This is a genomic window from Streptomyces sp. NPDC043746, from assembly GCF_056436485.1.
The window spans coordinates 39,657-59,121 of sequence record NZ_JBWKCM010000034.1; the positions used below are offsets into that span (position 1 = coordinate 39,657).

Sequence of the window (19,465 nt, forward strand, 5' to 3'; positions counted from 1 at the left end):
CGCACAGGTGACTCGCAGGTCAGGGGGGAGGTTGCCCCTCGGAGGATTACAGTTCGGTGTATGTCGAAGAAGCTTGTGATCAAGGTGACCGCCGGGCCCGAAGCCGCCGAGCGCTGCTCTCAGGCCTTCACCGTGGCGGCGGTGGCCGTGGCCAGTGGCGTGGAGGTCTCGCTCTGGCTGACCGGGGAGTCGTCGTGGTTCGCGCTGCCAGGCCGGGCCGCCGAGTTCGAGCTGCCGCACGCCGCCCCGCTGCCCGATCTGCTCGACTCGATCCTGGCGGGCGGCCGGGTCACCCTCTGCACGCAGTGCGCGGCCCGGCGCGAGATCACGGAGCAGGACGTCCTGAAGGGCGTACGGATCGCGGGGGCGCAGGTCTTCGTCCAGGAGGCCATGGCGGACGGCACGCAGGCGCTCGTCTACTGACCGGCCTTCTCCACAGGGCCGGTACGGCCCTGATCCACGGGTCAGTACCGCTTCTTCCCGTCCAACTCGTCCCACCACTCGTCGGACTTCGGGTCCCCGGAGGGGTCGTCCCACCACCGGTCCTCCGGCCCCCGCCGGTTGGCGAGCGTCGCGGCGACGGGCGGGATCACCATCGCGACCAGGCACATCGCGACGGCGGCGGGCATCGACCACAGACGGACGACGGCCCAGGCGGAGACGAAGAGGACGACGCATCCGCCCATCAGGAGGAAGTAGTTCCGCCGGCGTCGGGCGTACATACCTCCAGCGTAGGACGGTCGCCGGACCTCCGTGACCGGACGGCGCGGAACGGCACGAAGGGCCGCACCCCGCGTCAGGTGGCGTCCAACCCCCTGGGGTGCGGCCCTTCGGCCGTCTCGGTGCCGCCGGTCAGGCGGCCGTGCCGTGGATCAGACGGCGATCGCGACCTCGGAGAGCCCGCCGGTCTGCGCGACGACCGTGCGGTCGGCGCTGCCGCCCGGGACCAGGGCGCGGAGCGTCCAGGTGCCCTCGGCCGCGTAGAAGCGGAACTGTCCGGTCGCCGAGGTCGGGACCTCGGCGGTGAACTCACCGGTCGAGTCCAGCAGGCGCACGTAGCCGGTGACGGGCTCGCCGTCGCGGGTCACGCTGCCCTGGATGGTGGTCTCACCGGGCTTGATCGTCGAAGCGTCGGGGCCGCCGGCCTTTGCTCCACACATGGTTCTGTCCTTCGGGTCGGGTCGGGTCGTGCGGGTCGGTCGACTACTTGGCGGGGCCCAGCTCGATCGGCACGCCGACGAGGGAGCCGTACTCGGTCCAGGAACCGTCGTAGTTCTTGACGTTCTCCTGGCCGAGCAGCTCGTGCAGGACGAACCAGGTGAGCGCGGAACGCTCACCGATGCGGCAGTAGGCGATGGTGTCCTTCGACAGGTCGACCTGCTCGTCCTCGTAGAGGGCCTTCAGCTCGTCGTCCGACTTGAAGGTGCCGTCGTCGTTGGCGTTCTTCGACCACGGGATGTTGCGGGCGCTCGGCACGTGGCCGGGGCGCTGCGACTGCTCCTGCGGGAGATGGGCCGGGGCGAGCAGCTTGCCGCTGAACTCGTCGGGCGAGCGCACGTCGACCAGGTTCTGGCTGCCGATGGCCTTCACGACGTCGTCGCGGTAGGCGCGGATCGACTCGTCCTGCGGCTTGGCCTTGTACTGGGTGGCCGGGCGCGTGGGGACGACGTCGGTCAGGTCGCGGGAGTCCAGCTCCCACTTCTTGCGGCCGCCGTCGAGCAGCTTGACGTTCTCGTGGCCGTACAGCTTGAAGTACCAGTAGGCGTAGGACGCGAACCAGTTGTTGTTGCCGCCGTAGAGGACGACCAGCGTGTCGTTGGCGATGCCCTTCTCACTGAGCAGCTTCTCGAAGCCGGCCTGGTCCACGAAGTCGCGGCGGACCGGGTCCTGGAGGTCCTTCGTCCAGTCGATCCGGATCGCGTTCTTGATGTGGTTCTTCTCGTACGCCGAGGTGTCCTCGTCGACCTCGACGATGGCGACCTGCGGGTCGTCGAGGTGGGCCTCGACCCAGTCGGCGTCAACCAGGACGTCGCTGCGGCTCATGTTCTTCTCCTCCGGGGCAGTCTGCGGCGGGGTGGTGCGAGATGCGGAGTGTGCGTGGTGCGGGTGTGCGGGTACGCACGCGGACGGACGGAGCGTGGCGCGTACGGGGCACGGGGGGCCGGCCCTGACGGTGCGGTCGAAGGGCCGGGGAGCAGCGGGACGGACGAACGTCCCGCTCAGGAGGTGCGACAGAGCATGGCGGCGACGCGGCACAGGTCTACTGCCCGCCGCTTCGTGAGATCCGCCTGTCGCTTCATGCGTCCGATCGTAGGGAGGTACGGGCGGAGATGTCACCGCCGTGTCGCATGGTGAGACGCGATCATCCATGATGCGAGACGCCTAGCGGGTGGGCGCACTCCGGGGCCGGTTCCCCGCCGCTCCCCGTGCGCGACACATCTACGGACCGGACGCCGTCGTCTCACTATCCGGATCGGGAGCTCCGGGCCGGAGCGCGCGGGTCCGGCCCGTCGGCTCCGTCGGCTCACCCGTCAGCCCCCGCCGGCCCCGCTGACCGGAGGGTCTCAGCCGGTCAGCGACACGTTCGAGCCGCCCAGCTCGATCTCCAGGCCGTTCTCCGTCACCTGGGTCCTCCGGAGCTCCAGCCCCTTCGGCAGACCGTCGATGTCGCGCTCGAAGTCCGTCCTCTGGCGCACCAGTTGCTCCACGCCCGGGATGCCCTCGCCCGGCACCTCGTCGGCGCGCACCTTGACCGTGTGCCCGTCGACCCGGGTCACGGTGGAGAGCACGCTGCGGGAGATCGGGCGGCCGAGGACCTCCACCGTGCCGGTGACCTTCACCTTGCCGTCGCCGCCGTACGCGGCGGTGACGCCGTCGTCCGCCGCCGCCGTCAGGTCCTCGTACGAGACGAGCGCGGCGCCGGTGGCGCGGGCCGCTGTGGCGGTGGAGTAGCCGGGGCCGAGCTTCACGTCGTGCAGCTCGACCCGGACCTCGTCGACCCGGACCGCACGGCCGCCGGTCTCGGTCTGCATCCCGCTGAGCGAGACGTCCACCCGGTCGAGCCTGGAGGCGGCGAGCTGGGTGAGGAAGGGGAAGCCCTTGATCGATATCTCGGCCCTCCCGCCGCTGCCACCGCTCAGGCTGATCCGCTCCTCGGCCTCCGACTCGGCGAGGTGGACGGCCACCCGGTCGACGGCGACGAAGATCCCGCCGACCACCGCCAGCAGGACCAGCAGGATTCGCAGTGCGCGCATGTGTGTCGTTCCCCCAGCTCAGCCGTACGGTCGGTCCCCCGGGCGATCGACGAGCGGCACCACCCGATCGGTTCCCGGGGCGCCTTCCCCCGTTGAGTACACGTCAGACCAGCGCACGGCCGATCAGGTAGACCGCCGGGGCCGCCGCGGTGAGCGGCAGCGCCACCCCGGCCGTCATGTGGACGAAGCGCGACGGGTAGTCGTAGCTCGCCACCCGCAGCCCGATCAGCGCGCAGACGCCCGCCGCGAGGCCGAGCAGCGCGCCCTGGCCGCCGTACCCCGTGAGACCGCCCACCGCGATACCGGCGCCCGCGCCCGCGAGCAGCGCCACCACGACCGACGCGATGCCCGGGAGGGGCAGCGCCCGGGCGAGCACGGCCGCCGCGACCGCCACCCCGCCGACCGCCACGGCGTCCCCGGCCGCCGCGAGGTGCCCGGCGGCCAGGACCGCGAGCGCCGCCGAGACGACCGTGGCCATCAGGCCGTACAGCCGCTCGTCGGCGGCCGCGTGGCTGCGGAGCTGGAGGACCACGGTGAGCAGCACCCAGACCCCCAGGGTGCCCAGGAGCGCCGCGGGCCCGTGCTCCCGGCCCGCCGTGAGGAGCGCGACATCGGCGACGAGTCCGCCGGCGAAGGCGAGGGCGATGCCCTGGCGGGCGGGCCACATGCCGTTGAGCCGGAACCAGCCCGCGGCCGTCAGGGCCTGGAGCAGGACGAGGGGGACGAGCAGGGCGTACGGGCCGATGGCCGCGCCGCCCGCGAGGAGCAGGCCGAGCCCGGCGGTGAGCGCGGCGGGCCGCATCCCGGGCGCGATGATCGGGGACCGCCCCTCGGCCCTGGCCCGCTGGGCGTCGGTGATCCGGGCGTTGCCGAGGGTGGTGGGCGCGCTGTAGCCGGAGTCGTCGAGCCGGGCGTCCTGCGGCTGCGACTGCCGCGGGGCCGGAGGCACGGGGGCGGGCCCGGCCTCGGGCGGCAGCGGGAGGGAGCCGGAGGCGCCCTGCGGGGGCAGGTAGGCGGTGTCGGCGGCGGAGGGCACCGGCTGGTGGAGCTGCTGAGGCTGGGCCCGGTGCTGGGGCTGGTGGTACGGCTGCGACGGCTGAGGCTGGTGGTACTGCGGCTCCTGGTACCGCGGCCGCTGCTGGGGCTCCCGGTACGGCTGCGACGGCTGAGCCACCCCGTACGGATCGGAGCCCTGCCCGTTCCCGTACGCGTCGGCCCCCGTCCCGTACGCCACCGGCCGAGGCGCGCCGCTCCCGTCCGGCTCCGGCTGTCCGTACCCCTGAGGCGCGACGTCCCGCCGGATCGTCGGCTGGTACTGCGTGTCCCAGGTCGGCGCCTGCCAGGTCTGGGTCGCACCCTGGTCGAAGGCGTCCGGCTCCTGGGGCGGGGCGGGCTGCCCGGCCGTCCCGTCGGGCCAGTGCTGCTGCGGCGGCTGCGGCGCGGGCGGCTGCTGCGGCGCGTACGGATACGGGTACTGCTGATCGCTGCTGCTCATGGCCTGCGGTTCATCCTCCTGCGAACGGCGGGAGCACCTCGACCGTGCCGCCCTCGGCAAGGCGTACGGTCTCATGCCCACGGGTGCCGACGGGGTTGCCGTCGACGAGGAACGAGCACCGCTGGAGCACCCGGCTCAGCTCGCCCGGGTGGCGTTCGCGTACGGCGTCGAGCGCCTCGGCGAGGGTCGCCGCCGCGTACGGCTCCTCCGCGGTGCCCGCGGCGGCTTTGGCCGCTGCCCAGTAGCGGATCGTCCCCGCTGCCATGGCGCAACTCCTTCGGTCGGTTCGTCGGACGCGTCGCGCGTCGGCTCTCCATGATGGGTCACGTGGGCGGCGCGGCCGTCGCCCAGGCGGCGATCCGGGCCAGCAGGGCGTCGTCCGCCGCGTTCTCCGCATGCCCCATCCCCCGCTCCAGCCACAGCTCCGCGCCGCCCTCCCCCGCCGCGTCGGCCAGCATCCGCGGGTGGTCCAGCGGGAAATAGGGGTCCCGGTCGCCGTGGACGAGCAGCAGCGGGGCCGGGGCGATGAGCGGGACCGCGGCGACCGGGGAGAGCGGCACGGGGTCCCACGCCTCGGTGGCGATGCGGGTACGGAGTCCGTAGCGCCCGACGAGCCGCCCCGAGGGCCGGGTGACCACCCAGTGCAGTCGGCGCATCGGGGCCGTGCCCCGGTAGTACCAGCGGGCCGGGGCGCTGACCGACACCACGGCATCCGCATGCGCGCCCGCGACCACGGGCATGGGCACGGGCATGCCGGGATGCGCCCCCAAGTGCTCCCCTGTGCGCCCCTCACGCTCCGGTACACGAACGGATGCATCCGATGCCCCGAAACCATCCGGACCGCACTCCGGCCCCCGCCCCGGCGTCCCGCCCGTATACAGACCACCGCGATACAGAGCACCGTGCCGGAGCACCACCGAGCCGCCCATGGAGAAGCCGACCGTCACGACCCGCACGTGCCCCAGGGCCCGTGCCCACGCCACCGCGGCGGCCAGATCCAGCACCTCGCGGTCGCCCACCGTGGAGCGCCCGCCGGACCGCCCGTGGCCCCGGAACGAGAACGTGATCACGGCCGCACGCTGGGAGAACACCCGCGCGGCACGGCGTACGGCAGGCCGGTCGACCGAGCCGGTGAAGCCGTGCGCGACGACGATCGCGGGAGTGTCGGCCGCCGCTTCCCCACGGCCTCCGGGACCCGCCCCGGAACCCGCCCCGGAACCCGCCGTACACGGTTCGTACACCGCCTCGACCGGTACGCCGTCATCGGTCAGCAAGGTGGCCGAACGCGGTACCCGCGTGAGCAAGGGAACAGAAGAAGCCCGGATCGGACCCTCGGACACGGAACTCATGTGGGCTATTCTGCTGCGAAGAGGACCTGGGCAATGCAGCCCCCGGGTCCTTTTGTGCTTTCCCGGCGTTGTTACGGAAACGTTTCGAGAAGCTCAGCGGTCCCCGGGGCGCGGGACCGCGCGTAATACCCGCAACACCCGCATGACGTACGAAGCAGTGCCGCATACTCCCCCGGGTCCGACCCGGGAGTGCCCCTCTCGCAGGGAACGAGGAGGACCGACGTAATGGGCGAGCGAACCGTGCAACACGATCGACCGAGCCAGGCAGGTGGGCGGCGATGAGTTCACTGCTGCTTCTGACGAACGCACTCCAGCCGTCGACGGAGGTGCTGCCCGCCCTCGGGCTCCTGCTCCACAGCGTGCGGGTGGCCCCGGCCGAGGGCCCGGCCCTCGTGGACACCCCGGGCGCCGACGTGATCCTCGTCGACGGGCGGCGCGACCTTCCCCAGGTCCGCTCGCTCTGCCAGCTGCTGCGCTCCACCGGGCCCGGATGTCCCCTGATCCTCGTCGTCACCGAGGGCGGCCTCGCGGCCGTCACCGCCGACTGGGGCATCGACGACGTCCTGCTGGACACCGCGGGGCCCGCCGAGGTCGAGGCCCGGCTGCGGCTGGCCACCGGCCGGCAGCAGATCACCTCCGACGACTCCCCGATGGAGATCCGCAACGGTGATCTCTCCGTCGACGAGGCCACGTACAGCGCGAAACTCAAGGGCCGGGTCCTGGACCTGACCTTCAAGGAATTCGAACTGCTGAAGTACCTGGCGCAGCACCCGGGCCGGGTGTTCACCCGGGCCCAGCTCCTCCAGGAGGTCTGGGGCTACGACTACTTCGGCGGTACGCGGACGGTCGACGTCCACGTCCGGCGGCTGCGCGCGAAGCTCGGGCCCGAGCACGAGTCGCTGATCGGGACCGTCCGCAACGTCGGCTACCGCTTCGTCGTGCCGGAGAAGGTCGAGCGCGCCGCCGAGGAGGCGAAGGAGCGCGCGGGCGGGCGGCAGAAGGCGGACGGACCCGTCGCCCGTTCGGAGCAGTCCTCATCGGCCACGGCGGAGGAAGAAGCCCCGGTCCGGGCTGCCAAGGGATAGGTCCATCCGCGTAGACTGCCGCGCGTGGCCAAGGTGACGCGGGACGATGTGGCGAGACTGGCGGGGACGTCGACCGCGGTCGTCAGCTACGTCATCAACAACGGACCCCGGCCGGTCGCCCCGGCCACGCGCGAGCGGGTACTCGCCGCGATCAAGCAGCTGGGGTACCGGCCCGACCGGGTCGCCCAGGCCATGGCCTCGCGGCGGACCGACCTCATAGGAATGATCGTCCCGGACGCCCGGCAGCCCTTCTTCGCGGAGATGGCCCACGCGGTCGAACAAGCCGCCGCCGAGCGCGGGAAGATGGTCCTCGTCGGCAACTCCGACTACCGCGACGAGCGCGAGGTCCACTATCTGCGGGCCTTCCTCGGGATGCGCGTCTCCGGCCTGATCCTCGTCAGCCAGGGCCCCAGCGAGCGCGCGGCGGCGGAGATAGAGGCCTGGGACGCGCGGGTGGTGCTGCTGCACGAGCGCCCCGAGGCGATCGACGACGTGGCGGTCGTGACGGACGACGTCGGCGGCGCCCAGCTCGCCACCCGCCATCTGCTGGAGCACGGCCACGCGTACGTGGCGTGCCTCGGCGGCACGGAGGAGACCCCGGCGGTCGGCGACCCGGTCGCGGACCACGTCGAGGGGTGGCGCCGTGCGATGCGGGAGTCCGGCCGCTCGACGGAGGGCCGGCTCTTCCAGGCCCCGTACAACCGGTACGACGCCTATCAGGTGGCCCTCGGGCTGCTCTCCGGCCCGGACCGGCCCCCGGCGATCTTCTGTGCCACGGACGACCAGGCCATCGGGGTACTGCGGGCGGCGCGCGAGCTGCGCATCGACGTGCCGGGTGAGCTGGCGGTGGCGGGCTTCGACGACGTGAAGGAGGCCGGGCTCACCGATCCGCCGCTGACCACGGTCTTCTCCGACCGCCCGGCGATGGCGCGGGCGGCGGTGGACCTGGTGCTCGACGACTCGCTCCGGGTCGTGGGCTCGCGCCGGGAGCGGCTGAAGCAGTTCCCCTCGGCGCTGGTGATCCGGCGCTCGTGCGGCTGCGGGGAGCCGACGCCGTAGAACCCGCCATCGGAGTGGGGCCGGTCTTTACAGCGGGCATACACGCTTCTTCCGGGCTTCTCAGGACGTACTCAGGGTGCTCTCATCTTCGCTCGCGAGGGTGATGCACATGACGGAGAGCCCCCGCCCGAGCGGCGCGCAGACGACGGACCAGGACCCGACCTCGTACCCGCACGACGGCACGACGTACGACGGCACGAGGTACGACGGCACGACGTACGGCGGCACCACATCCGGCGACACGGCGCACGGCAGCGGTGCGCACGGCGAGACCCCGCACACCACGGCGTACATCTCGGCGACGCACGGCAGCACGGCGTACGACGGTGGCGCGGGCGGCTACCCGCCGCCGCCCCCGTACGCCCCCGGCCCCGCCCCCCTCGGCCGACGCAGGGCCAAGCGGCCGGTGGCGCTCCTGGCGGCGGTGGCGATCGCCGCCGGGGCGATCGGCGGCGGCACGGCGACCCTCGTCGGCCGGCTGGGCAGCGGCTCCGACCCGGCGACCGGCTCCACGGGCACGGTCCAGGGCACCACCGTCTCGCAGAGCAGCAAGGGCACGGTCGCGGGCGTGGCGGAGGCGGTCTCCCCCGCCATCGTCGAGATCGGAGCGGCCTCCTCGGCGGGGAGGTCCACCGGATCCGGGGTCGTGATCACCGAGGACGGCGAGATCGTCACCAACAACCACGTGATCTCGGGCGCCCAGCAGATCGAGGTCACGCTCTCCACCGGCAGGACCTACACCGCCGATGTCGTGGGCACCGACCCGGACAAGGACCTGGCGCTGATCAAGCTGCGTGGCGCGAGCGGGCTGAAGACGGCCACGCTCGGGGACTCCTCTCAGGTCAAGGTGGGCGACCAGGTCGTGGCAATCGGTTCGCCGGAAGGGCTGTCGGGCACGGTCACCAGCGGAATCATCTCGGCACTGGACCGGGACGTGACAGTGGCGAAGGACGACTCCGGCGGCTCGGGCCGGGGGCCGGGCCGCGGCGGCAGCCAGTGGCCGTTCGAGTTCGGCGGGCAGCAGTTCAACGGCGACACGGGCGAGAGGACGACGACGTACAAGGCGCTCCAGACCGACGCCTCACTCAACCCCGGCAACTCCGGCGGCGCGCTGATCAACATGGACGGGGAGATCATCGGGATCAACTCCGCGATGTACGCGCCCAGTTCGTCGGCGGCGGGCAGCGGTTCGACGGCGGGCAGCGTGGGCCTCGGCTTCGCGATCCCCGTGAACACGCTCAAGGCCGACCTGGCCGACCTGCGCGCGGGGGACACCACCTGACCGTGCGAGGCTGAGAGCACCCCCGCGGAGCGGACGGACCAGGTCGACACGAGAAGAGGACGAGACAGCGATGAGCCCCGCCGAAGACCATCCCCAGCGCATCCTGATCGTCGACGACGAACCGGCCGTGCGCGAGGCGCTCCAGCGCAGCCTCGCCTTCGAGGGGTACGGCACCCAGGTGGCGGTCGACGGGTACGACGCCCTGGCGATGGCCGAGGCGTACGGCCCCGACCTCATCGTCCTGGACATCCAGATGCCCCGGATGGACGGCCTCACCGCCGCCCGCCGCATCCGCGCCACCGGCTCCACCACGCCCATCCTCATGCTGACCGCCCGCGACACCGTCGGGGACCGCGTCACCGGACTCGACGCGGGCGCGGACGACTACCTGGTCAAGCCGTTCGAGCTGGACGAGCTGTTCGCCCGTATCCGGGCCCTGCTGCGCCGCAGCTCGTACGCGTCGGCAGCGGCGGCAGGCGCCCAGGCCCCCGACGACGACGTGCTCTCCTTCGCGGACCTGCGGATGGACCTGGCCACCCGCGAGGTCACCCGGGGCGGGCGGCGGGTGGAGCTGACGCGGACGGAGTTCACGCTCCTGGAGATGTTCCTGTCCCACCCGCGCCAGGTGCTGACCCGGGAGCAGATCCTCAAGGCGGTCTGGGGCTTCGACTTCGAGCCGAGCTCCAACTCCCTGGACGTGTACGTGATGTACCTGCGCCGCAAGACCGAGGCGGGCGGCGAACCGCGCCTGGTCCACACCGTACGCGGGGTGGGTTACGCGCTCCGTGCGGACGGGAGCGGCGAGGCGTGAGCACGGCGGAACCTCCTTCCGCGGGTACCGGGAGCACGGCGTCGGGGGCGGCCATGGCGGCCGGGTCCACCACGAGGACCGGCCTGGTCCGCCGCTTCCGCACCCTTCCCCTGCGCTCGCGGCTCGCACTGCTGGTCGCCACGGCGGTGGCGGTCGCGGTCGCGGCGGTGGCAGTGGCGTGCTGGGTGACGACGCGCGACCGGCTGACCGAGCAGCTCGACACGACGCTCTCCCAGGTCAAGCCGGCCGAGAAGGCGATCGTGGTGCTGACGGCGTCCTGCACGAGCGGGCTGCCCGGCGACCTCCAGATCGTGACCGGCCCGTACACGATCCAGCTGGTCTCCCCCACCGGCGACCGGCCCTGCACGCTGCCCGGCAAGCCCGCCATCCCGGTCCAGGACGAGGACCGGGCCGTCGCCGCCGGGCTGCGCGGGGACGCGACGCACACCACGAAGGCCGAGAACGGCACCGCGATGCGCGTGCACACCGCTCCCGTGCCGGACCGCCCCAACCTGGCGGTCTCCGTCGCCGTCCCGATGGCCCAGGTCACCGATCCGCTCGGCCAGCTCGCCTGGGTGCTGCTGGCCGTCTCCGGGATCGGGGTGATCGGTGCGGGGGCGGCGGGGCTGTGGGTGGCGCGGGCGGGTCTGCGACCGGTCGACGAGCTGACCGAAGCGGTCGAACACGTGGCGCGTACGGAGGACCTGACCGTACGCATCCCGGTCGACGGCGAGGACGAGATCGCACGCCTGTCGAACTCCTTCAACTCCATGGCGGCTCGACTGGCGTCCTCGCGCGACCGCCAGGCGCAGCTGATCGCGGACGCGGGCCACGAGCTGCGCACCCCTCTCACCTCGCTGCGGACCAACGTGGAACTGCTGGCGCGCAGCGACGAGACGGGCCGGGTGATCCCGCCGGAGGACCGCAAGGCGCTGATGGCCTCGGTGAAGGCCCAGATGACGGAGCTGGCCGCGTTGATCGGCGACCTCCAGGAACTGGCCCGCCCCGACGCCGCCCAGCCGGGCCCGCTCCAGGTGGTGGCCCTGCACGACGTCACCCGTACCGCCCTGCGCCGCGCCCGCCTGCGCGGCCCCGAGCTGACGATCACCGACGACCTGGCCCCCTGGTACGTACGGGCCGAACCGGCGGCCCTGGAGCGGGCGATCGTCAACGTCCTGGACAACGCGGTGAAGTTCAGCCCGCCCCGCGCCACGGTCGACGTACGCCTGCACCGGGGCGAGCTGACGGTACGGGACCGGGGCCCCGGCATCCCGGCCGAGGAACTCCCCCACGTCTTCGAACGCTTCTGGCGCTCCCCCTCGGCCCGCCAGCTTCCCGGCTCGGGCCTCGGCCTGTCCATCGTGGCCCGCACGGTCCAGCAGGCGGGCGGCGAGATCACCCTCCGCCCGGCCCCGGACGGCGGCCCCGGCACGACCGCCGCGATCAGGCTGCCGGGGGCGCCCACACCGCCGCCGGGGATGTGAGCGCCCGGGCCCTCGTCACCGTCAGCCGACGGCCACGCTCTCGATCATCACGTGGTGGTCCGAGTACGCCGTGTCGGCCACCGCGCACCAGCGCCGGGTCTCGCTGCTGAAGATGTAGTCGATCTTCACCCCGGAGTCGTGCGTCGGGCGCCCCGTGCGGGACGTCCCCGTCTGGTCGCACTCCTGGTAGCCCTCGGTGCCCGGTCCCTGGGAGTAGAGGCCCTGCGGCCAGACCCAGGCGTGGGGGTTGTTCGGCGCGTCCGGAGACTTGGCGTTGAAGTCACCGCCGAAGACCGTGCGGGGGAACTGGTCCACGACCGCCTTGATCTCCGCGAACTGGTCGTCGCGGTAGTCCCAGGTGGGGTGGTCCGGGTTGATGCCCAGCCAGGAGGCGTGGACGTTGCAGAGCCGGATGTCGTCCCAGTAGGGGGCCGTCGCGCAGTGGAAGGGCGCCTGGAGCCCCGTCCACGGCTGGGTGGTCGGGTAGGTCCGGGCGTCCCGGATCCCGCCCTTGACGATGATCGCCGTGCCCGCCCGCTCGGGCTTCCCCTCCACGCAGGGGCTGTCGTGCTTCACGCCGTTCTGCGACCAGCGGTACGGGTGGAACGCCTTGCCCCACCCCGGGCCCAGCTCGGTCATCAGCGTGGCGAGGGTGTTCTCGCAGACCTCCTGGAGGAGGACGGCGTGCACCCAGGTGTTGTCGATGTGGTGCTTGACGACGCCCGCCTTCTGGGCGCTGGTGCCGGTGTCCGCACAGTTCCAGCGCGGGATGTCGCACATGTTCCACGACATGACCTGGAGGTTCTTCGGCTCCGCCGCGACAGCCGCTGCCGCCGCCGGTGCCGCGACCGCCCCGCCCGGTGGCGCGGCGATCACGGCGCCGAGCAGCAGCGCGAGAACGCCCAGCGCCCCGGCCGGTCTTCTCAAGGTTCCGAACAGCTTCATGGCATTCCCACCCCTGACGAGTTGATCACGTGAGGGGTGAGCCTACGTCCCGGCCGCCCGCCCCTCACCCCGCCGGGTTGTGCCGGATCAAGGACTCCACCAGCCCGCCCCGCTGGTTCGGGTAGTCCATCGGGACGATGCCGAGCCCCGTCCAGTCGGCCGTCTCGGAGCGTTCGAGGAACGAGTGCACCTGCGGGTTGAGCCGGTCGGCGTTCCAGCGGGGCGGCATGAGGGCGGCGGTGGAGACGTGGTTCACGAAGAACTTGCCCGGCTGCTGGGCCGCCTTGCGGAACTGGGCCTCGATCTTCGGGTACTTGGCGAACGGCTCCGCCATGTAGTCGTCCTGGATGTCGAAGAGGGCCTGATCGCCGTAACGCACCCCGGGCAGACCGCCGTTGTCGGCCAGCAGCACGACCTTGCCCCGAGCGCCGCCGAGCGAGGGGAGCGTGGAGTCCAGCCGGAACAGGGAGCGCCATCCCCGTACGTCCAGGTAGTCGTCGAAGACCGCCCGGAACGCCGCGTCGCTCTCGGAGGAGTACTCCTGCTTGACCCGCATCAGGACGGTCTCGCTCGGCCGCGCGGCCAGGAAGTCCCGGCAGGCGATGAGGACATCGCCGAACATCATGTTCTGGAACGCGGCCCCGTGGTGGATCGCGAACGACCCTCCGGTGATCCGGCACCGTACGTCCAGGAACCGGATGCCGCTCTGCAACTGCTGCGCGATCGTGGTGTTCTGGCACTCCGCCCACGGCCCGCCGAACCGGGCCCCCGAGTCGTGCGTGCCCGGGATCGTGAGCCGCCGCAGTTCGACGGAGTCGGGCAGGCCGCCCATCCAGTCCTGGGTGCCCCGGACGGCCTTGCGTGTCGAGGCGACGGCGGGCGCGGCCCCGACGATGGCGGTGGCGGAGACGGCGAGGGCTCCGGCCAGGAACCTCCTGCGCGTGCTCAAGGGCCGTGATTCCACAGGGAGGTTGGGAGAGATCGCGGGCACGGGGCGCCTCCAGGGGCTGCGGGGGGTGACTCGAATTCTGACGCGAACACGTCAGATCGGGAAGGGGTGGGAGCCCCCGCACCCACCCGAGGGCTCCCCTCAACCGAAGGCCCCCTTCACGCCAAGGCCCCGCTCACCCGGCCTCCCCCGTCACGCGAGGGCACCCCTCACCCCGGCAGCGCCACCGTGATGTCCACCTCGACCAACTGCCCGGGATAGCCCAGCTGCGCGACCCCCAGGAGCGTGCTCGCGGTGGTGAACGCCGGCCCGAGCGCGGAGGCGTTGAGCCGGTTCCACACCGACGTGAGGTCCGGGCCCGCCTCGCTCCGTACGTAGATCACCGACCGCACCACGTGCTGCGGCCCGGCATCCACCGCCGCGAGGGCGGTGAGCGCATTGGCGGCGACCTGGTCCGCCTGCTGCTCGTAGGAGCCGGGGCCGACGAGTCCGCCGTCCGGGCCGAGCGGGCACTGACCCGCCAGATAGGCCGTGCGACCGGCCTCGACCACGGTGATGTGGTGGTAGCCGGGTGTGTCGTGGAGCTGCTCGGGATTGATGCGGGTGATGTTCTCGGTACCGGTGCGGGAGCCGCCCCCCTCGCTGACGCGGGCGCTCTTCTCCGTCATGTCCGTCATGCCGACGAGTCTGGCGCCCGCGCCCCCGCCCCGCACGGGGATTTCCGCCGGGCCCACCCCCGTACGGCAGCGGTGTCACCTCACCCCGCCTGCCGGTACGAGGAGTCGGTGACGTACCCCGCGTCGCCGCCCCCGTGGTGCGTCGCCGCATCCTCCGGCGCGGTGCGCCGGGGCGGCACGAGCGCTCCGGGCGCTCCGGCTGCCTCAGGCGTCCATCAGCGAGATGCCGAGCATCCGGGCCCCCGTCTCCGTACGCGGCCGGTGGCGGCTCCCGGGCGCGAAGATGACGTACGTACCGGGCCCGTGGCGCTCACCGCCGTCGATCACCTCGCCGCTGAGGACGAAGTACCTCTCCTCAGTGTCGTGTTCGTCGATCTCCGGCCACTCCGTACCGGCGGCGAAGTCGATCAGCCAGCCCCGGGCGTAGCCGGTGGCGGGCAGCTTGCGGCGCAGAATTCCGGGGGCCACCTCGTGCGGTTCCACGTCCTCGACATGGATGACGGTCTTGAGGGCGTTGTCCGTGCCGGTCGGTGTCTCGTTGCTCATGGGGCCAGCCTGTCGCGGAACGTCCGCGCGGGCGAGCCGAACACGCGGCGAGGCCCCGGGTCGCCCCGTACTCAACGGCCGCCGCGACGGCAGAGCGCGCACGCCCCGCACGGCGCGTCCTCCGCCGACAGCACGGTCGCCGAGGCCTCCGCCTCGGCGGCCGACGCGAGGTGCGGCTGCACCACCCACTCGCTCCCCCCTCCCCGTGCCGCAGGGAGAACCCGCAGGTACGCCCCCCGTGCAGCCCCCCGAGCGCCTACGGACTGTCGCTGTCGCCGTCGCTGCCGTCACGGCTTCCGCCACCGTCGCCGTCGCACTCCAGGACCGCGTCCAGCTCGGCGGCCGTCCTGACCCCGCCAGGGGTCCAGTACGACCCCGGGGGCGGCGCGGCGGCACGGATCCTCGCAGTGTCGAACCACTCCGCCGCGCCGAAGTCGGGGTCCTGGTCGACGACCACCTCGAACTCCGCGGGCAGTTCGGACCGTCGGCCCGCCGGGCCGGAGTAGCGGTAGCCCTTCCCGTCCCAGAGGGGAACCACCCCGTGCAGCCCCTCCTCCGTCAGCGGCCGGTCGCCGTACCAGAGGAGGCGCCCCGTCTCCGCATTCCGCACCTCGACCCGTCGCACCCGGTCCTGCGGGCACTGGGCGGCCTTCACCGTGACCGTGTCCCCGTCGATCCGGGCCCCGAGGAGACTGAGAGCGACCGGATGGGACATGGCCTGGACCCCGTACACCCAGATCCCGGCGGCGGCCAGCACAATGATGGAGGCGACCGTGATGGAGGCGACGATGATCGCGCGTTCACGGCGTCTGACGGTCTCCAGCGAGGCCATGGGCGATACTTCCCGTCGTGTCGTATCCGGCGCGCGCCGCCGCTTCACGCAGGCCACAGCAGGGGTACGGGCCTTGCGCCCAGTCTCGCCACACCAACGACGCGCCGCACGGTGATGTACGTCACCCCGCGCCGGGTCCCGAGGCGCGGGCCGGGATCGACTGCGGTATGCGGGCGGCTCAGCCCTGAAGGCATGGGGCCGCGAACCCGCAAGAACGCTGGACCGCCCGGCTGTTGAAGGACGGCGCGGGTGCACCGGCCGTGGCGCCGAGCGGTCTACTGGACGCACCAGCGGTGCGGGTGACCGGGCTCATCGGGGCAGGCGAAGACGTTGAGTTCGCCCGAGCGGCCCACGGTGACCTCGCTCGGACTGGCGGACCGGAACGGCGGCACGTCCCCTTCCTCCTGCGGCTTCCAGCTGCCGCTGCCCCCCCCCGTCCCATGCAGACGACGGCGTCGAACTCCGCGAAGAAGCGACGCCAGCCCTGGCGGTGAGCCTCGCGGAGGTGGTTCGCCGCGAGCCAGTCGCGGTGGCTGAGCACCGTGCCCCGCAGCCGCGCCGCGTCCAGGCTGAGGTCGTCCGCGCCCAGCCCGGCGGCGTGGGCGCGCACCTCCTCGTACGCCTCGACGGGGAAGTGGACGGTGGAGCCCGAGGCGAGCAACTGCATGTACAGCCGTGCGGCCTCGGCCAGGTCGGGCAGGAGCGCGCTGTGCCGCTCGACGCGGGCACCGCCGTCGGGCAGCGCCTTCGCCACCCGCTCCACGCCCGCCCGCACGGCGGCCCCGGTCGGCAGGAGTGGATGCTCGTCGAGGACCAGGACCCGGAAGTCGCCAAGCCGCTCGTGGCGTGCGGGCGGCAGCGTCATCCCGTACGCCACGCCGAGCGTGAGCGGGTCCGGCCCGGCCGTCACATCGAGCAGGAGGCCGAGGTCGCGGGCCGAGCGCGCCATCGGCCCGACGACGGCCAGGTCCCCGTCGACCGGCAGCGCGGGGACGGTCGGAGGGACCATGCCCCGGCTCGCGGCCACCCCGAGCCCCGGGTTCCGAGCCCCGGGTTCCGAGCCCCGGGTTCCGAGCCTCGGGCCGGTCGGTTCGCGCTTCAGGGGTACGGATGGGGGGGCCCGGCCCGAAGCTCGGGACCCGGGACGCGGGCGTCGGGACACGAGCCCCGGGACCCGAGCGCCTTCTTTGACCGGCAGGTAAGAGAAGGGGTTGGAAAAACCTCCCCACCGCCCCACCCAGGTCACAGCTGGGCAAGTATGACTAATCGCGACAGCTTGCGACGAAGCGCCACGACTGCTTACGGTTCGAGAACTGAACGACCCCGACAGGTGTTACAGCACCAGGCCGGGGTCTAACCGCAAGATCGTCACCCAACAGAAAGCCGATCCCGTGGCTACACAGCACACTAGCTCTGCCCCGCGGCCCCCCGCACTCTCCGACGCGTACCCGATGGCGAACCCGGGCTACGGAAAGCGCTCCGCCCCCGGCCAACTCCCGCGCACAGCGTCGGACTTCGCCCTGCTCCCCACACGCGAACGATACGTGGCCGGGTTCATCGACCACCTGCCCGACGGCGCATCGATGAGCGTGAAGCAACTGGCCAAGCAACTCCCGCTTACGGCCAGCAGGCGATCTCGAAGGCGCTCACGGCCCTGTCAGTGGCGGGCCACTTACGACGTGTCCAGTGCCCCGTCAACGCAGGCGAGGAAACACGCTGGGTCTTCCGCACGTTCTGGTCCCGCACGGCACGGGACAACGCATGGTGGACCACCTTCCTGACCGCCGAAACCGCCACCGGGACGGCGACCAGGACGGCCCCCGGAGCGTTCACCCCAACCGCCACCGCCCAGGCCGCCGCCCAGGCCGCCGCCGTCCCGGAGACAGCGCCCCCGCCACCCCCCTCGCCCCCCGCCGAGGAACCGCGGACTCCCCCCGCGGAACCGGCGCCGCCGACCTCCACCGCCGCACCCCGGCAACCCGCTCCCGCCCAGTGCGCTCCGGGCGGACCCTCCCCCGCCTACCTCGCCCTGGCCCGCCTGGGCCGGGGCGACCACCGCCTGGCCCTCTCCGCCGACGACTGCGCAGCCCTGGAACCCCAGGCCGCGGAGTGGCTGGCCCGAGGCGTAGGCGTCGACTACCTGACCACGGCCCTCACGGCCGGACTCCCGGCAGCCGTCGACTCCCCCGTGGGCTTCCTCCGCCGCCGCCTGGCCACCAAGATCCCCCCGCGCCTGCCCGCCGCGAACACCACACCGGGCACCCCCGCTCCCGGCCGCCGCGCCCTCGTCGAGTGCACGGAGTGCGGCACCCCGGGACCCCCCGAAGCCCTCCCCGACGGCCTCTGCCGCCCCTGCCGGTCCGGCACGGACGTACCCCGGCAACGCTCCCGGGATGACGGCCTCCCCGTGCAACGCGACATCGGCGCGTACGTCAGCGAACTCCGAAGCCTGCTCAAACTCCCGTGACCAGGGCCACGTTCACGCCCCGTTCCCCCACACAGAGACCGAGCACCCGCCCGGCCGCCTCCAGAAGGGGTACCGGGTCGGCGCGTTCGGCCACGACCCGGCGGCCGGCCGGCAGCGCTCCGCTCGTGCCCCGGGTCATGGCGGATTCACCCTTGCCATGCCCTGCCCCGGCTTCACAGCACCTCGCCGGGAATCGACAGATATACCTCACGGAGGCGGTCCAGCAGCGGGTGTTCGGCGGCGAACCCGGTCCCGTCGATCGTCGACAGCGGGCGGACGCCGATGCCCGCGTTCGTCGCGAAGGCCGCCGTCATGGAGCAGGCCAGGTCCAACGTCAGGTCGGCGTCGCGGTGTTCGGTGTACGGCGCCGTGTGCTCGCGCAGCAGGGCCGTCGTGACGCCGGGCAGCACGCCGGATCGCGGCCACAGCACGGCGCCGTCCCGGTCGACGAAGCCCACGTTCCAGGTGGCCCCCTCGGTCACGTGCCCGTCGCGGCCGACGAACAGCGCGTCGTCGTATCCGGCGAGCTGCGCCGCGCGCCGGGCGTGCAGGGCGCCGAACAGCCCGACGTGCTTGACCTGGGGGAGGTCGCGCTCGTACGTGACGCTCCTGGCCCGCAGCGGTGCGACGGCCGGGCCGTGGCCCGGCGGGCCGGACGGGCGCACGGAGACCAGGACCCGGGGTGCGTCGGCGTTGGCCGGTCGGGCCAGGTCCACCGTCGGGTCGTGGACCGTCACGCGGACGACGCAGGGCAACTCCCGGCCCGCCAGGGCCCGGCGGACGAACTCCCGTACGCGGCCGGTGTCCAGAGGCACGCCGAAAACGGCCGCGCAGTCCCCGACGAGGCGGTCCAGGTGGCGGGAGAGGCCGCGGACGGTGCCGTCGGCGTCGACCCTGAAGGTGGTGAAGTGGCCCAGGTTGGTCAGGGCCAGGGGCAGCAGGTCGTCGGCCGATACCGGCTCTCCGTCGAGTGTCGCCATGCGGCCAGCATGTCAGGGCGGCTGCCCGCCCCGGCCGCTCACCCGGTCCGATGGCCGGTCGCATGACCGGCATGCCGATCGCATGGCCGAACGGCCGATCGGATGGCCGCACGGCCCGCCGTCACGGCTCCCCGGGCCGCCCCGGGGGGTGGGGCCGTACGGGGGGGGGGGGGGGGGGGGGGGGGGGGGGGGGGCGCTCCCCCCCCCCCCCCCCCCCGCTCGTGGCTACGGCTTCAGTGTCATTCCGGTG

21 protein-coding genes and 2 pseudogenes are annotated in these 19,465 nt (G+C 72.9%); 7 read left to right on the forward strand and 16 right to left on the reverse strand.

What is annotated here, in order from left to right:
• Nucleotides 1-60 precede the first annotated feature (60 nt).
• A complete protein-coding gene (locus AC0682_RS27660) occupies nt 61-423 on the forward strand; it encodes a DsrE family protein (protein ID WP_019761201.1) in 363 nt (120 codons plus the stop codon).
• A gap of 41 nt (nt 424-464) precedes the next feature.
• Here the strand turns inward: AC0682_RS27660 and AC0682_RS27665 are convergent, their stop codons facing one another.
• From AC0682_RS27665 to AC0682_RS27700, 8 genes are all read right to left on the reverse strand, one after another.
• Nucleotides 465-722, reverse strand: a complete 258-nt coding sequence (locus AC0682_RS27665; RefSeq protein ID WP_478535828.1) for a DUF3099 domain-containing protein — start codon at nt 720-722, stop codon at nt 465-467.
• Between the two features lie 150 nt (nt 723-872).
• Nucleotides 873-1,160 (reverse strand): DUF1416 domain-containing protein, encoded by a 288-nt coding sequence (locus AC0682_RS27670; protein WP_018490348.1) that lies wholly within the window; start codon nt 1,158-1,160, stop codon nt 873-875.
• Between the two features lie 43 nt (nt 1,161-1,203).
• Complete coding sequence (locus tag AC0682_RS27675; protein ID WP_478535829.1) at nt 1,204-2,043, reverse strand: sulfurtransferase; 840 nt, start codon at nt 2,041-2,043, stop codon at nt 1,204-1,206.
• Between the two features lie 176 nt (nt 2,044-2,219).
• On the reverse strand, nt 2,220-2,300 hold the full coding sequence (locus tag AC0682_RS27680) for a putative leader peptide (protein WP_350240574.1): 81 nt from the start codon (nt 2,298-2,300) through the stop codon (nt 2,220-2,222).
• Between the two features lie 264 nt (nt 2,301-2,564).
• Entirely contained in the window at nt 2,565-3,254 is a 690-nt protein-coding gene (locus AC0682_RS27685) for an LmeA family phospholipid-binding protein (RefSeq protein WP_478535831.1), read from the reverse strand.
• 103 nt (nt 3,255-3,357) lie between these two features.
• Entirely contained in the window at nt 3,358-4,749 is a 1,392-nt protein-coding gene (locus AC0682_RS27690; RefSeq protein WP_478535833.1) for a hypothetical protein, read from the reverse strand.
• Between the two features lie 10 nt (nt 4,750-4,759).
• Nucleotides 4,760-5,014: a MoaD/ThiS family protein gene (locus AC0682_RS27695; RefSeq protein WP_478535834.1), complete on the reverse strand. Its 255-nt coding sequence runs from the start codon at nt 5,012-5,014 to the stop codon at nt 4,760-4,762.
• Between the two features lie 58 nt (nt 5,015-5,072).
• Nucleotides 5,073-6,023 carry an alpha/beta fold hydrolase gene (locus AC0682_RS27700; RefSeq protein ID WP_478535849.1) on the reverse strand — a complete coding sequence of 317 codons (951 nt, stop codon included), beginning with the start codon at nt 6,021-6,023 and terminating at the stop codon, nt 5,073-5,075.
• Nucleotides 6,024-6,376: 353 nt separating this feature from the next.
• Here AC0682_RS27700 and AC0682_RS27705 point away from each other — a divergent pair, with 353 nt between their 5' ends.
• The 5 genes from AC0682_RS27705 to AC0682_RS27725 all read left to right on the forward strand — a co-directional run bounded on the left by AC0682_RS27705 (nt 6,377) and on the right by AC0682_RS27725 (nt 11,819).
• Nucleotides 6,377-7,183: a response regulator transcription factor gene (locus AC0682_RS27705; RefSeq protein ID WP_254812045.1), complete on the forward strand. Its 807-nt coding sequence runs from the start codon at nt 6,377-6,379 to the stop codon at nt 7,181-7,183.
• Between the two features lie 24 nt (nt 7,184-7,207).
• A complete protein-coding gene (locus AC0682_RS27710) occupies nt 7,208-8,242 on the forward strand; it encodes a LacI family DNA-binding transcriptional regulator (protein ID WP_070199356.1) in 1,035 nt (344 codons plus the stop codon).
• Nucleotides 8,243-8,345: 103 nt separating this feature from the next.
• The gene (locus AC0682_RS27715) at nt 8,346-9,524 is read left to right on the forward strand and encodes a S1C family serine protease (RefSeq protein WP_478535850.1); all 1,179 of its coding nucleotides are present in this window, start codon (nt 8,346-8,348) and stop codon (nt 9,522-9,524) included.
• Between the two features lie 70 nt (nt 9,525-9,594).
• Entirely contained in the window at nt 9,595-10,335 is a 741-nt protein-coding gene (locus AC0682_RS27720) for a response regulator transcription factor (protein WP_478535836.1), read from the forward strand.
• A 53-nt stretch (nt 10,336-10,388) separates the two neighbouring features.
• Nucleotides 10,389-11,819 (forward strand): HAMP domain-containing sensor histidine kinase, encoded by a 1,431-nt coding sequence (locus AC0682_RS27725; RefSeq protein WP_478535837.1) that lies wholly within the window; start codon nt 10,389-10,391, stop codon nt 11,817-11,819.
• 21 nt (nt 11,820-11,840) lie between these two features.
• On the opposite strand, the gene AC0682_RS27730 is transcribed toward AC0682_RS27725, so the two are convergent.
• From AC0682_RS27730 to AC0682_RS27755, 6 genes and pseudogenes are all read right to left on the reverse strand, one after another.
• Nucleotides 11,841-12,764, reverse strand: a complete 924-nt coding sequence (locus AC0682_RS27730; protein ID WP_478535839.1) for an endonuclease/exonuclease/phosphatase family protein — start codon at nt 12,762-12,764, stop codon at nt 11,841-11,843.
• 64 nt (nt 12,765-12,828) lie between these two features.
• Complete coding sequence (locus AC0682_RS27735; RefSeq protein ID WP_478535840.1) at nt 12,829-13,713, reverse strand: phosphatidylinositol-specific phospholipase C; 885 nt, start codon at nt 13,711-13,713, stop codon at nt 12,829-12,831.
• A gap of 209 nt (nt 13,714-13,922) precedes the next feature.
• Nucleotides 13,923-14,381, reverse strand: a complete 459-nt coding sequence (locus AC0682_RS27740) for a RidA family protein (protein ID WP_478535852.1) — start codon at nt 14,379-14,381, stop codon at nt 13,923-13,925.
• 213 nt (nt 14,382-14,594) lie between these two features.
• Nucleotides 14,595-14,936 (reverse strand): cupin domain-containing protein, encoded by a 342-nt coding sequence (locus AC0682_RS27745; protein ID WP_478535842.1) that lies wholly within the window; start codon nt 14,934-14,936, stop codon nt 14,595-14,597.
• A 256-nt stretch (nt 14,937-15,192) separates the two neighbouring features.
• The gene (locus AC0682_RS27750) at nt 15,193-15,768 is read right to left on the reverse strand and encodes a hypothetical protein (protein WP_478535843.1); all 576 of its coding nucleotides are present in this window, start codon (nt 15,766-15,768) and stop codon (nt 15,193-15,195) included.
• Between the two features lie 438 nt (nt 15,769-16,206).
• Nucleotides 16,207-16,816: pseudogene (locus AC0682_RS27755) on the reverse strand (amidase family protein); the annotation flags it as partial.
• Between the two features lie 403 nt (nt 16,817-17,219).
• Between AC0682_RS27755 and AC0682_RS27760 the strand changes: the two are divergent.
• Nucleotides 17,220-18,235: pseudogene (locus AC0682_RS27760) on the forward strand (MarR family transcriptional regulator).
• Here AC0682_RS27760 and AC0682_RS27765 read toward each other — a convergent pair.
• Together AC0682_RS27765 and AC0682_RS27770 are read right to left on the reverse strand one after the other, a co-directional pair.
• On the reverse strand, nt 18,222-18,374 hold the full coding sequence (locus AC0682_RS27765; protein ID WP_478535845.1) for a hypothetical protein: 153 nt from the start codon (nt 18,372-18,374) through the stop codon (nt 18,222-18,224). The pseudogene AC0682_RS27760 and the gene AC0682_RS27765 overlap by 14 nt on opposite strands.
• Nucleotides 18,375-18,408: 34 nt before the next feature.
• Nucleotides 18,409-19,215, reverse strand: coding sequence for an aminotransferase class IV (locus AC0682_RS27770; protein ID WP_478535846.1), 807 nt, complete (start codon nt 19,213-19,215; stop codon nt 18,409-18,411).
• Nucleotides 19,216-19,465 lie beyond the last annotated feature (250 nt).